The 13,747-nt window shown below is 61.1% G+C and carries 9 protein-coding genes and 1 pseudogene; 9 read left to right on the top strand and 1 reads right to left on the bottom strand.

Annotated features, from left to right (window positions below):
* Nucleotides 1–111: 111 nt before the first annotated feature.
* The 5 genes from recD2 to HAP48_RS49615 all read left to right on the top strand — a co-directional run bounded on the left by recD2 (nucleotide 112) and on the right by HAP48_RS49615 (nucleotide 7,781).
* Nucleotides 112–2,313 (top strand): SF1B family DNA helicase RecD2, encoded by a 2,202-nt coding sequence (gene recD2 / locus HAP48_RS49635; protein WP_166218322.1) that lies wholly within the window; start codon nucleotides 112–114, stop codon nucleotides 2,311–2,313.
* 202 nt (nucleotides 2,314–2,515) lie between these two features.
* A complete protein-coding gene (locus tag HAP48_RS49630; RefSeq protein WP_224497276.1) occupies nucleotides 2,516–2,689 on the top strand; it encodes a hypothetical protein in 174 nt (57 codons plus the stop codon).
* 71 nt (nucleotides 2,690–2,760) lie between these two features.
* Nucleotides 2,761–3,983 (top strand): IS3 family transposase gene (locus HAP48_RS49625; RefSeq protein WP_224497277.1). Its coding sequence is split into 2 segments (ribosomal slippage): nucleotides 2,761–3,037 and nucleotides 3,037–3,983, totalling 1,224 coding nucleotides; the frame shifts between segments, so codons are not numbered across the junction.
* A gap of 172 nt (nucleotides 3,984–4,155) precedes the next feature.
* Complete coding sequence (locus tag HAP48_RS49620; protein WP_176399278.1) at nucleotides 4,156–6,864, top strand: DEAD/DEAH box helicase; 2,709 nt, start codon at nucleotides 4,156–4,158, stop codon at nucleotides 6,862–6,864.
* Nucleotides 6,861–7,781, top strand: coding sequence for an SWIM zinc finger family protein (locus HAP48_RS49615; protein ID WP_166218001.1), 921 nt, complete (start codon nucleotides 6,861–6,863; stop codon nucleotides 7,779–7,781). Before HAP48_RS49620 ends, HAP48_RS49615 begins: the two co-directional genes overlap by 4 nt.
* A gap of 403 nt (nucleotides 7,782–8,184) precedes the next feature.
* Here the strand turns inward: HAP48_RS49615 and HAP48_RS51035 are convergent, their stop codons facing one another.
* Nucleotides 8,185–8,397 carry a hypothetical protein gene (locus HAP48_RS51035; protein WP_414645820.1) on the bottom strand — a complete coding sequence of 71 codons (213 nt, stop codon included), beginning with the start codon at nucleotides 8,395–8,397 and terminating at the stop codon, nucleotides 8,185–8,187.
* Nucleotides 8,398–8,540: 143 nt separating this feature from the next.
* Here HAP48_RS51035 and HAP48_RS51030 point away from each other — a divergent pair.
* From HAP48_RS51030 to istB, 4 genes and pseudogenes are all read left to right on the top strand, one after another.
* Nucleotides 8,541–8,924 (top strand): annotated as a pseudogene (locus HAP48_RS51030) (transposase); the annotation flags it as partial.
* A gap of 1,707 nt (nucleotides 8,925–10,631) precedes the next feature.
* On the top strand, nucleotides 10,632–10,877 hold the full coding sequence (locus HAP48_RS49605; RefSeq protein ID WP_166107283.1) for a hypothetical protein: 246 nt from the start codon (nucleotides 10,632–10,634) through the stop codon (nucleotides 10,875–10,877).
* 395 nt (nucleotides 10,878–11,272) lie between these two features.
* Entirely contained in the window at nucleotides 11,273–12,805 is a 1,533-nt protein-coding gene (gene istA, locus HAP48_RS49600; protein ID WP_420869925.1) for an IS21 family transposase, read from the top strand.
* Nucleotides 12,802–13,644 (top strand): IS21-like element helper ATPase IstB, encoded by an 843-nt coding sequence (istB, locus tag HAP48_RS49595; protein ID WP_176399279.1) that lies wholly within the window; start codon nucleotides 12,802–12,804, stop codon nucleotides 13,642–13,644. The genes istA and istB overlap by 4 nt, the downstream gene beginning before the upstream one ends.
* Nucleotides 13,645–13,747 lie beyond the last annotated feature (103 nt).

The following is a 13,747-nucleotide window of genomic DNA, read 5'->3' as shown; positions in this document are numbered from 1 at the left end:
GACCACCGTGGTGGCTTGCCAACGACGATCCAACTGAGCAAATTGGGTTCGGGAAGAGAGCTGTCCACAAATGGTGCTCTCGGCGACGGAGCAGATGATGCGACGATCCGCATGAAACCGCAGCCGGAACCATCAAGCCGGGAAGTTCTTGCTGGCCTTGTTGAGCGCGTCACATACCACAACGACGGGAATGGCTACTGCGTTTTGCGGATCAAGGCGCGCGGCCACCGCGAACTGGTCACTGTAGTCGGGCACGCCGCGGTGATCTCCGCTGGCGAGTGGATTACCGCATCGGGCGAATGGGTCAATGACCGCACCCATGGCCAACAGTACAGGGCGAAGTTCTTAAAGACCTCGGAACCGACATCGCTCGACGGCATCGAGAAATACCTCGGCTCCGGGATGATCCGCGGCATCGGGCCAGTCTATGCCAAGAAGCTGGTGCGCGCCTTCGGTGAGAAGGTGTTCGATACCATCGAGGCGGAGCCCGAACGCCTGCGCGAGGTAACGGGCATCGGCCCGGTTCGGGCCAACCGGATCACGGCCGCCTGGGCTGAACAGAAGATCGTTCGCGAAATCATGGTCTTCCTGCACAGCAATGGCGTCGGCACAGCGCGGGCGGTGCGCATCTATAAGACCTATGGCGCGGACGCCGTACAGGTCATGACCGAGAACCCCTACCGCCTCGCGCGCGACATTCGCGGCATCGGCTTCAAGACTGCCGACGCGATCGCGATGAAACTCGGCATCGAAAAGACCGCAATGATCCGGGTTCGGGCCGGGATCTCCTATGGGCTGACCGAGGCGATGGACGAAGGGCACTGCGGTTTGCCGACGGATGAACTGCTGCCGCTTGCCGAGAAGCTGCTTGAGGTCCCGGTGGAACTGGTGCGCATTGCGCTTGATCTCGAACGGACAGCAGGCACGGTCATCGCAGACAGCGTAGGCGAAACGTCCTGCGTATTTCTGGTGGGCCTGCATCGGGCGGAGCGCTCGATTGCCGAGCGGCTGATCCGGCTAGCGAATGGCACACTGCCCTGGCCCTGGATCAATCCAGACAAGGCACTGCCTTGGGTCGAGCAACGGATCGGGCTTACCCTTGCCGAAAGCCAGGTCGCTGCGATCCGGCTCGCATTGATGTCCAAAGCGTTGGTCATGACCGGCGGTCCTGGTGTCGGCAAGACCACCATCGTCAAAGGTATTCTCCGCATTCTCGCAGCAAAGGGCGTGAGGCTCCTGCTATGCGCGCCGACCGGCCGCGCCGCCAAGCGCATGACCGAGGCGACCGGTTTTGAGGCTAGGACGATCCACCGGCTGCTGGAGGTTGACCCCAAGGGCGGCGGCTTCAAGCGCGGCGAAGACAATCCGCTCGACTGCGACCTGCTTGTTGTCGACGAAGCCTCAATGGTAGACGTCATGCTGATGCAGTCACTCATCAAGGCAGTGCCAGACAAGTCTGCCCTTTTGATCGTCGGCGACATCGACCAGCTTCCTTCGGTTGGGCCAGGCCAAGTGCTGGCCGACGTCATCTCATCCGGTGCTGTGCCGGTGGTGCGTCTCACCGAGGTGTTCCGGCAGGCCGCGCAAAGCCGCATCATCATCAGCGCACATCGCATCAATCAGGGGGCTATCCCCGATCTCAGCCTGCCCGGCACGGATAGCGATTTCTACTTCGTGCAAGCAGGCGATCCAGAAACCGCCGTACAGCGTATCATCGAGTTGGTGAAGACACGGATCCCCAATCGCTTCGGCCTCGACCCAATTCGCGACATTCAGGTTCTGTGTCCAATGAACCGGGGCGGCGTCGGTGCGCGCTCGCTAAACATCGAACTGCAGACGGCTCTGAACCCCGCCGGCGAGCGCAAGGTCGAACGCTTCGGTTCGACGTTCGCGTCCGGCGACAAAGTGATGCAGATCGAAAACGATTACGACAAGGAGGTCTATAACGGTGACATCGGTTATATCGACGATGTCAGTTCCGAAGACAGCGAACTCACCGCAAGCTTCGACGGCCGCTCGGTCATTTATGAGTTTGGCGAGCTCGACACGCTGGTGCCGGCCTACGCAGCAACTATCCATAAGAGCCAGGGTTCAGAATACCCTGCCGTAGTGATCCCGGTGATGACGCAGCACTACACCATGCTGCAACGAAACCTGCTCTATACCGGCGTCACCCGGGGCAAACAACTGGTAGTTCTGGTCGGTCAGAAGAAGGCCGTTGCCATCGCGGTTCGCAACGTTTCGGGGCGGCGAAGGTGGTCGAAATTGAACGAGTGGCTGGCGTCAAGAATAGCGTCGATGCCGACAAGATGAGGGCCGACGATGAATGTGCGCAAAGCGCATAAGATTTGGATCGAACAGTGCGAAGCGGCTCAAACGATCAAGGCGCGATTCGGGCTCACGGCGGCCTTCGACTACCTTGTCGGTGAGAAGTTGATGAGTTTTGCCAGTACTGCCTCAAGACATCCCCGACTTCGCGCGGGAACTGCCGCGGTTCTTTTCCGAGGTGAGGCGCATGTTCACGCCGGATGAGATTGGCGCAAAGTTGGTGCAAATCGAGCTTTCGCAAAGCGAAAGGAACGTTGATGTTTTGAAAGATGATGGTTTTCTTCTTGAGAGTCCGGCCGCAGTCGCGGAGTGCGTTCTCCAGTTCATTCTGGTCAAGGAATTGCTGACCGCGCCCATCTGAAATGGACCCCGATTTTGGGATCAGAGGTTAAGTTGGAAAAGGGCCGCTCCGTTTGATAGACGGAGGGCATGATGACGACGAAGACGAGACGCAAGATCGACGCGGCACTGAAGGCAAAGATTGCGCTGGAAGCGGTGCGGGAGCAGGCGACGGTGGCCGATCTGGCCCAGCGCTATGAGGTTCACCCGAACCAGATCTATGCCTGGAAGAAGCAACTGCTGGACCAGGCGGCGCGGGCCTTTGATGCGGGTGTCGGGCGCGAGAGCGAGGAAACGCGCGAACGCGAGATCGAGAAGCTGCACGCCAAGATTGGACAACTGACGGTCGAGCGCGATTTTTTAGCGCGGAGGTCCGGAAGATGAGCACGCCGGACCGTCGAGGAATGCTCGATCGCGCCGACAAGGCGCTGTCGATCCGTCGGCAATGCCTGTTGCTTGGCATCGCGCGCTTCGGGGTCTACCGGCCGCCCCGGCCGGCCAACGACAACGACCTTGCCCTGATGCGGCGGATCGACGAGCTGTTCATCGCCTGGCCGTTCCTGGGCTCGCGGCGAATGACCGCAATGCTGAAGGCTGAGGGGCTTCAGGTCAATCGCAAGCGCGTGCAGCGGTTGATGCGCAAGATGGGCATCGCGGCGCTGGGACCGAAGCCGAACACGACGAAGCCGGCGCCGGGCCACAAGATCTATCCTTATCTGTTGCGCAACATGACGATCGACCGGCCGAACCAGGTGTGGGCCGCCGACATCACGTATCTGCCCATCGGCCGTGGCTTTCTTTATCTCGTCGCCATCATCGACTGGGCGAGCCGTGCGGTTCTGGCGTGGCGGTTGTCGAACACGATGGACGTCTCGTTCTGCGTGGCGGCTCTGGAAGAGGCGCTGGCGAAGTACGGCAGGCCGGAGATTTTCAATACCGACCAAGGCAGCCAGTTCACCAGCGCGGCCTTCACCGGCGCGTTGGCGGGCGCAGGGATCAAGATCTCCATGGATGGCCGCGGTCGTTGGATGGACAACGTCTTCATCGAGCGGCTGTGGCGGTCGCTCAAGCATGAGGACATCTATCTCAAGGGCTATGCCGACGGCCGCGAGGCCAAGGCAGGGGTCGCGAGCTGGATCGCCTTCTATAACGATCGTCGCCTTCATCAGGCGCTCGGCTATCGCACGCCGATGGCGGTCTGGCGCGAACGGATGCAGGCCGCGAAGGCTGTGGACATGGTGGACAACGCTGACGCGTTGACCACATGCCCCAGCAACAGCAGCAGACAGAGTCTCTGGCAGCGTGATAGGAAGTAATCAGGAGCGGTCAGTTTCCAACTAACAAACCGGCTCAAGCGGTCCCGCTCCGCGGGTCCATTTCTCATTCCTCGGTACTTCGTGACAGAATGGCGAATTACTTCTCGATGTGGCGCGCCGCTCACCACCAAAATCGCCAACATTTCCGGTGGGGTCGTAAGGTCCCACCGTCATGATGACGCTGGAACCCGTTCTCACCCCGCATGGTTTGCTGACGCTGCGACAAACGGCGCAAGCTCCTGCGTTGGAGCCCGATCAGGGCTTGCGGCTGGAGAAAGCATTTTTACGGGGCTCAGGGCACGGATTGTTGTGGCTCGGCGCCGACGAAGTCGCGACGGTTCTCCCGCCGGTGTTGTCGTATTGGCGAGAGCTTGGAATGCGCTACATGACTGCACTGTGCGCTCTTCCTAGTGTTGGAGACGGCCGGACCAAGCCGCCTGTGCCAATCCCCGCCGATGGCGAGCTGGACACGATGGCAGCGGCCGTTCCGCCGATGACCGGCGCGGAATACCTGACGACGTCTGTCCTGGCCAATCTTTGGCGAGGTATGGATGCGGCCTTTGATGCCGAGTTGGTGCAGGCCAAGCTCTCCGTGCAGGAGTTCCTCAAGAGCCGTCATCCGGCATGGAATTTGGTTGGGCGCGTTCATTTCAACCTCGCGGAGAACCGGAAGGACGAAGAAGCCCCGTTCGCGTTTCTTGCGACCTACACGACCCGACTTTCGGCTGGGGCCAAGGCCCAGCATCTGCCGCTCGGCAAGGCCTTGCAGGAGTATTCCGGTGCGAGGAACCGCCAACGCCTGCTCTCGCTGCTGATGCCCGTCCAGCGTGCCGCCGAAAGTTGCCCTTGGTTGAAGACCATGGTCGATGCCGGCGATATCTTTCACCCGCTGCGCTGGAGCCCACAACAGGCTCTGCAATTCCTGAAGGATGTTCCCGCGCTCGAAAGCGCCGGGGTGGTCGTGCGAATGCCAGCGAGTTGGCGCATGAACCACCCCGCACGCCCGCAAGTGAAAGCAACGGTCGGGGGCAATGCGCCATCACAGCTGGGGATGGACGCGCTGCTCGACTTCCGAATGGAGGTGACGCTCGAGGGCGAAAGCCTCTCGAAGGCCGACATCAAGCGACTCCTGGCGCATTCCGATGGATTGACCTTAATCCGTGGCAAGTGGGTCGAGGTCGATCATGAACGACTGCATCGCACACTCGAGCAATTTGAGGCCATCGAGCGCCGCGCCGCCGCCGATGGTCTTTCGTTCGGTGAGGCGATGCGTCTGCTGGCTGGGGCTGGCATTGCCGGAGATAAAACTGCCGCACCAGCCGACATCGATTGGAGCCAGACCGTTGCCGGCCCCTGGCTGGCGGAGACGCTGGCGACCCTGCGCCATCCCGATTGGCTCATGCGGGTCGACCCCGGTCAACATTTTCAGGGTACGCTGCGACCCTATCAGCAGTCGGGTGTGCAATGGCTCTATCTGCTAACGCAGCTCAAGCTTGGGGCTTGCCTTGCCGACGATATGGGGCTCGGCAAAACCATCCAGGTGTTGTCGCTGCTGCTGGTGATCAAGAATGAGGACATGGCAATTCGGAAACCTTGCCTGCTCGTAGCCCCCGCCTCGTTGTTAGCCAATTGGGCCGCCGAGATTTCCCGATTTGCGCCAACTTTGAAAACAGTCGTGGTCCATCCATCGGCTGCGCCGTCCGAGAAACTGAACACTTACAGTGCGGACAGATGCGCAGATGTCGATCTCGTAATCACGAGCTACGGCTTTCTGACGCGTACGCCTTGGCTAGAAACTACATCATGGCGGTTTGTGGTGCTCGATGAAGCACAGGCCATCAAGAACCCGGGCGCTAAGCAGACAAAATCGGTCAAGAGGCTCAAGGCAGAAATGCGCATTGCGCTGACCGGCACGCCCATCGAGAATCGGCTCGGCGACCTATGGTCGATCTTCGACTTTATCAATCCTGGCCTGTTGGGATCGTCGAAGGAGTTTTCGGCATTCGTCAAACGCCTCGCCGACCGGCCACATAACCCTTACGGTCCGCTCCGCCAACTGGTGCGCCCCTATATCCTGCGACGGCTGAAGACCGACAAGAGCATCATTGCCGACCTGCCCGACAAGACCGAGGTGAAAACCTTCTGCCCCTTGAGCCGCAAGCAGGCGGCGCTTTATCAGCAAGCAGTGGCGGAACTGGCCGGCCATCTCGAAGAGGTCGATGGAATAAAGCGGAGAGGTATCGTCCTAGCTTTTCTCATGCGTTTGAAGCAGATCTGCAACCATCCATCACAGTGGCTCGGCGACGGTGCGTGGAATGAGGAGGATAGCGGTAAGCTTGTGCGTCTGCGCGACATCGCGGAAGTGGTTGCCGCCCGGCAGGAGAAGGCACTTATCTTCACCCAGTTCAAGGAGTCAACGGCGCCACTAGTGGCGTTCCTGGGCTCCGTATTCGGAAGGCCCGGCCTCGTCCTGCATGGTGAGACAGAGGTTAAGAAGCGCAAGGACCTGGTGCGCCAATTTCAGGAAGACGAAGACGTCCCGTTCTTCGTGCTCTCGGTCAAAGCAGGCGGCACCGGGCTCAATCTCACAGCGGCCTCGCATGTCATTCATTTCGACAGGTGGTGGAATCCGGCTGTCGAAAGCCAAGCCACCGATCGTGCCTTCCGGATCGGACAGACCAAGAACGTGCTTGTGCACAAGTTCGTTTGTCGCGGCACCGTGGAGGAAAAGATCGACCATATGATTGAGTCGAAGAAACAATTGGCTGGGGATTTTCTTAGCGGCGGAGCTGACATCCTGTTGACTGAGATGAAAGATGAGGAGTTGCTTAGACTCGTGACTCTCGATTTGGGTGCGGCGATGAAGGAAGGGGATGAATGAGCTACTACGGGTGGCATGCTTACGTGCCGGTAGCTGAGAAGCGGCGACAGGCAGAACGCAAGTTGGCCAAGCTCAAGAAGCAGGGACGATCCGTTGCGCCCGTGAGGATCGAGGGCCGCACAATTACCAAGAGCTTCTGGGGCAGATCTTGGTGCGTCAACCTTGAACGATACAGCGACTATGAGAACCGCTTGCCGCGCGGCCGGACCTATGTCCGAAACGGCTCCGTTATCGACCTGCAAATTGCCAAGGGCGAGATATCGGCAATGGTCGCCGGGTCTGAGCTCTACCAAATCAAAATTGTCATTGCACCGGTTACGCGGGCACGCTGGAAATCCATCTGTCGGGACTGCGCCGGGACCGTCGATTCGCTAGTTGAGCTCCTGCAGGGCCGCTTGGCGAAAGGCGTGATGGACCGGGTCTGTCGAGAGGGTGACGGCCTGTTTCCGTCGCCGACGGAAATCAAGCTGTCCTGCAGCTGTCCAGATTGGGCGGACATGTGCAAGCACGTTGCGGCAGCACTGTATGGTGTCGGCGCCCGGCTAGATGAAAAGCCTCAGCTTCTTTTTGTGCTGCGTGATGTGGATGAAACTGAAATGCTCGCCAGCGCTGGACAGGATTCTCCGCTAACAACGGCGTCAGGCGCGGCGAAGGTGCTTGATGAAGGCGATGTCGCCGCTCTATTCGGGCTGGAGATGGCCGAAACTCCGCATACCCCAAATCCTGCCTTAACAGTCGCAAAGAGACCCCAACAGTCCAAGGCGCAAAAAGGCAAGATATCTGCCAGAAAGACCAAACGAGCAGCGAAGACAGATGTCGCCTTACATCGTGCGACTCGGGTCAGTTCGGGAACGAAAAAGACAACCCGAGCAAGTGCCAGGAAACGGCGCACTCGGGGATGTCCCGATCGCTGTTGAACTATGTCGGGCCGAGGTTGCCAGAATGAATGTTGCACTAAACCGCTACCGCGGTAGGGAGCGCATGGCTGCGGCCTGAAGGGGGAGGCGCCACAGAGTGCGCGGCAGCGGCATTAACGATCCGTCGCTGCGCGTCGCGCAGTCCGACTTGTGGGTGTGAATCGACGCTGAACATTGACCCCGCACGCGCGAAGTCAATCAAGCACTTGGGGCGCCGATCGGCGTCCGGACCCCACGCCGATTCACACGCTGGTCGGGATGGCGAGGCGGCCCACGAACTGGAGGTCGAGAAGCTCCACGCGAAGATCGGACAATTGACGGTCGAGCGAGAGTTCTTAGCCAGGAGGTCCGGAAGATGAGCGCGCCGGATCGCCGAGGATTGCTTCAGCGCGATCATGAGAGTCTATCGATCCGCCGGCAATGCCAACTGCTGAGCGTTGCGCGATCGAGCGTATATAGGCCGCCGCGGCCGGCCAATGACAACGACCTTGAGCTGATGCGACGCATCGACCAGCTGTTCACGGCCTGGCCGTTCCTGGGCTCGCGGCGGATGACGGCGATGCTCAATGCCGAAGGCCGTCGCATCAATCAAGCGCGTGCAGCGGTTGATGCGCAAGATGGGCATCGCGGCGCTGGGACCAAAGCCCAGAACCACAAAGCCGGCGCCGGGACACAAGATCTTCCCGTATCTCCTGCGCCATATGGTGATCGACCGGCCAGGGCTTTCTATATCTGGTGGCGATCATCGATTGGGCGAGCCGTGCGGTACTGGGATGGCGCCTTTCGAACACGATGGACACATCGTTCTGCGTGTCTGCGCTCGAAGAGGCCTTGGCGCGCCTCGGCCGGCCTGAGATCTTCAATACCGACCAGGGTAGCCAGTTCACCAGCGCGGCCTTCACCGGAACGCTGGCCGCCACCGGCGTCAGGATCTCGATGGACGGTCGCGGCCGCTGGATGGACAACGTGTTCATCGAGCGGCTGTGGCGCTCGCTCGAATACGAGGACATCTATCTCAAGGGTTATTCGGATGGCCACGAGGCCAAAGCCGGAATCGCCCGACCCCATCAGGCGCTGGAAATTCGCGCGCCGATGGCGGTCTGGCAGGCCGGGGGGCATTCGGCGAAGAGGCTGTGGATATGACGCTTCTCGCAAGCGAGAAGCTTGGACAACGCTGCGCGTTGCCCACATCCCCACAGCCACAACAGCAGCAAGCAAGAGTAGCGTAAAGTATTGGGAAGAACGAACGGCAGCAGCTCCACTTAAGAACCGGACCCGGTGGTCCTCAGCAAAGGGTCCACTGCACCCAGCAGGCTACCCCCTCTTGGGTACGAAACGTTTGCGCCTGCGCAGTCTTAATGCTCGTCAGGATTTTGCACTTTACATCCTGTGGCTAGAGCCGACGTCGCCGGCGTGTATTTTAAGCGGGCGGCGTTGCGCCCTGGCATGGTGGTAATTTTACCACTGTTCCCCGGCGTCGAGACGCGGAACTCTGGTTCGCTATTGTCTCTTCTTCGGATTTGGTGTGCGATCAAGCTAACCAATCTCGACTGACGCGGGACTGGCCATGTGGCCCCAGCAATCGCCCCCGGGCCTCCAAGGGTTGCTGGGGCCGCTTCGTTTGGATTCGCCAGACGGGCCCCAAATACCTATTTTACGGGCATGTCGATCAGCCGAAAAGCGATCGAGATCCCGCCGGAGGTGGCCCGACAGTTGGCAGCGGCGCCGCCTATCGCGCGCAGGCAAATGCGCTTGAGATCGAGGCGCAGGCGAAGCGCGCGGCTAGCGGATGAATACGACGCCGCGCAGGAGCGGGGGAGAGATCAAGAGCGCTGGCAAGCCTAATTCTTCCACGCTGGGCGAGCGTTACCGAGATCGGTCTCACTCACAAAGACATTCACGAAGCCCGCATCAGACCCAAGGCAGGCAACACTCGTCGATGGTCGGGCGCCCAGGCACATCCACGATCTGAAGATCGCGAAAAATCGATAGAGCCGCTTCCGCCTCGGCCGGAAACCGCGCATCGGGCGCAAAGCGTCGTCGCTGACGAGTCTGACGCCGCGCAGGAGCATGGTGAAGTAGCAAGGCGGCAGAACAATCCCGGAAGCGTTGGGCATGTTCCGGAGGAGAACATAACGCCACTGCTGGCGAACTCGGCCTTTCCCGCAATGAGCGCGTCGGGCATGGCGAGAGCAGGTCTCCTTCGCAACGCCGGCTACCGGTGCCAGTGGGCGGAGCGCGGGCAGCACTGCGACCGGGCTGGCGCGCCTCCGACCAAAGCCTGGTGCCTCTGGGGACCTTGCCGAGCGCCCCCTAGCGGCTTCACTCCACGCCGTATCGTGCGCGATCATCCGCGATGGCTCATCGTCGTTACACGAAATGGTCCGGCCGCTTCTTGCCATCTGGTAGCTGCCCTGCGGAATGGCTCGCCGGCGGGCGCCTTGTGTGCACGGCAATGCGGCACGGTCGGCGCCGTGCACGTCGTTCCGAATTGGCATGACATGGTAGGCCACGCGGTGCCCATTCACCAGAGCCCTGGAGATCGTGATGGAGTCGGCTGCCTTGGCGTCACAAGCCCGCTCGTCACCTTCGTTACTGGACCGGCCCTGTCGTCGAACCGAAATGGCTTCAAGACGGGTGCTTGGTCTTCTGCGTTGGCTGTCAGCATCACAACAGCCGGCTGAAACTTGCCGACCTTCCCGGATTGTGGACTGGTACGATATCTCCGCGCCGACTGGACTGGGGCGAAGTGATAAATTTCGCCAAAGGCGTCTCCGGCTTCGAGGTGGCCTTGCTGCGTTTGCTCACCGGCGCTAACGCTGGTCTTGAGGTTGGCGGAGAGGATGCACGATGAGCAAGGCGCGCGAGTTTATCGATTTCTGGATCGAGAATAGCGTTCACGCTGTCGAACAGTATCGGACTGTCGGCGCGTCGCAGGATGTGGCCGAGCTGAGCCGCCGCCTCATCGATGCTGCCAAGGAACAAGGTATACCGGAAGCGGACTTGGAGGCTGAGATCGGCGATATCTCCGACTACATCGCAGGGCAGCTCGAGGCGGCGAATAGGGCTGAGAGCGAACGGCGTAAGCTGACGTAGGACGCTATTCGTTCTTGACCCAACTCAGCTGTCATTTGAATACGACGACGATGATAATAAAGAGGCCGCCAACTGAGGCGCCCTTACTCATGGGCGGCTTTTGGTCCCGGGCCTTCTCCGGTTGACTTGCTCGATCAGAGGCCGGATTAGATGTTTAAAAGCAAGGCCGAGACATGTGATCACCCCCAAGATCGGCCAGTATTGCGCGGCGGCGATCAGGGTGAGACGCCAGCGACAATCAAGGTGAGACTGCGCCGATGGGGACGGACCGAAGGGAGGGCGCAGCCCGACCGGAGGACCGTCCCCATCGGCGTCGCGCGTTTTTGGACCCGTCTGGCGGCCGGGTGCGGCTGGTGCAAGCTGTTGATTCGTCTCGACAAGAGGGAATCGATGCCTTGCCTGGCCTTGACATCACCGACCGCCAGATGAGGCTGTACATGACCTACCGATTGACACTGTCCCGCGAGGCCGCCGCGGCCAAGGCGGGGTTCTCGAAGGCAAGCGCGTATCGAATCGAGGGCGATTGTCGCCCGCCCTCACAGAAGAAGACGCCGAGGGGCCGGCGCCGGGCCGATCCGCTCGGGCCCTATTGGGACGCCGAGATCGTTCCGATCCTGAAGGCTGCGCCCGGCATCCGCGTGATCGGCGTGCTGGACGAGCTGCGCCGACGGCATCACGAGTTGAACCCGAACATCCGCCGCACGCTGGAGCGGCGCATCAACGCCTGGCGGGCGCTCAACGGCCCAGAACAAGACGTGATCTTCCGCCAGCAGCACGAGCCCGGTCGCCTGGGTCTGTCCGACTTCACCGACGTGAGCGCGCTCGGTATTACCATCGCGGGTGAGCCGCTCGATCACCGGCTCTATCACTTCCGGTTGGCGTTCTCCGGCTTCGAGCATGCCCATGTCGTGCTCGGCGGCGAAAGCTTCGTCGCCCTGGCGGAGGGCTTGCAGAACGCGCTGTGGGCGCTTGGCGGCGTGCCGCGGGAGCATCGCAGCGACAGCCTGTCGGCAGCGTTCCGCAATCTGGCCGCCGACGCACGGGAGGATCTGACGCAGCGCTACGCCGGGCTGATGGGCCACTATGGCATGGCGCCAACGCGCAACAATGCGGGCATCGCACATGAGAACGGCTCGATCGAGAGCGCGCACGGCCATCTCAAGCGGGCACTGGAAGATGCGCTGTTGCTGCGAGGGACGCGCGACTTCGCCAGTCTCGATGCCTACCGTGCTTTTGTCGACGAGATTGTCGGCCGGCGCAACGCCAACGTCGCCAAACCGATCGCGCTCGAGAAGGAGGCCTTGGCGCCGCTGCCAAAAGGCCGCACGACCGACTTTGAGGAGAAAGTGATCCCGGTGACGTCGTCAGGCGGCTTCATCCTGCGGCGCGTGTTCTACACCGTGCCTTCAAGATTGATCGGCCATCGCCTGCGTGTGCGCATCTTCGACGACCGGCTCGAATGCTTCGTTGGTGTCACGCCGGTCGTGACGCTGCGGCGCGGTCGGCCTGTGTCCGAGCGCCAGGGCGGTCATGTTGTGGATTACCGGCACGTCATCCATGCCCTGCGGCGCAAGCCAATGGCGCTCCTCAATCTCGTTTATCGCGACCAACTCTTCCCGCGTGCAGCTTACAAACGTCTGTTCGAGACCTTGCGGGAGCATGGTGATGACCGGCGCGCTTGCAAGGTGACGGTCGAGCTTCTGGCGCTGGCTCACGAGCGCGCCTGCGAAGCAGAACTCGCCGAGGTGATCGCGATGGATCTGGACGCCGGACAGTTACCCGATCTTGCCGCTCTGCGCGACCGCTTCCGACCTGAGGCGGCCTCGATCCCGCGAGTCGCCGTCAAGCTGGCGCCGCTCGACGTCTACGATGAACTCGCCTGCGTCAGCGTCATGTCAGGCCGCTCGAACCTGGGAGAGGCTGCATGACTGGTATCGCTACCTCCGTCGATACTGCCCGTGTCGAGCTGCTTCTCAATGAGCTCCGCCTGCCGGGCGTCAAGGCGATCTGGCCGAAGCTCGCTGCACAGTCGGACAAGGAAGGGTGGCCTGCCGCCCGCTTCCTCGCCGCCCTTGCCGAGCACGAGGCGGCCGATCGCACCCGCCGTCGGATCGAGCGACACATGGTGGAAGCGCGTTTGCCCGCCGGCAAGACGCTCGCCACCTTCGACTTCGAAAGTGTGCCGATGCTATCAAAGGCACAGGCGATGGCGCTCGCCGCTGGCGACGCCTGGTTGAAGGCCGGCGCCAATTTGCTCTTGTTCGGTCCACCGGGCGGCGGCAAGACCCATCTCGGCACGGCGATCGGCCTGGCTCTCGTCGAGAACGGTTGGCGCGTTCTCTTCGCGCGCACCACTGATCTGGTGCAACGGCTGCAGGTCGCGCGGCGCGAGCTGGCGCTGGAGTCCGCGATCGCCAAACTCGATCGCTATGACCTCCTGATCCTCGACGACATCACATATGTGAGCAAGGATCAGGCGGAAACCAGTGTGCTGTTCGAGTTGATCGCCGCCCGCTACGAACGACGCTCGCTGCTGATCACGGCCAATCAGCCATTTGGCGAATGGGGGCGTATCTTCCCGGACCAGGCAATGACGTTGGTTGCCATCGATCGTTTGGTCCACCACGCCACGATCCTCGAGATGAACGTCGAAAGTTACCGTCGAAAAGTTGCCCTCGATCGCAAGCGCGGTCCAGGCCGGCCGCCCGTTCATACGACCCCCAACGAACTCGACAAGGCAACGATTGACGCTGGCAATCCTGCGTGATTGTCGCGCAGCGTCAATCAAGCCTTGCCAAACCCGCGGCCAGCGTCAATGATCCGCCCACTCGGCTGCCTTGTCTCATCTTGATTGACGCGCCACTCTCATC

Origin of the sequence: Bradyrhizobium septentrionale, assembly GCF_011516645.4 — a bacterium.
GTDB classification, from domain to species: domain Bacteria; phylum Pseudomonadota; class Alphaproteobacteria; order Rhizobiales; family Xanthobacteraceae; genus Bradyrhizobium; species Bradyrhizobium septentrionale.
Note: the sequence above shows the minus strand (reverse complement) of the source record. Positions and strands in the feature narration are given on the sequence as shown.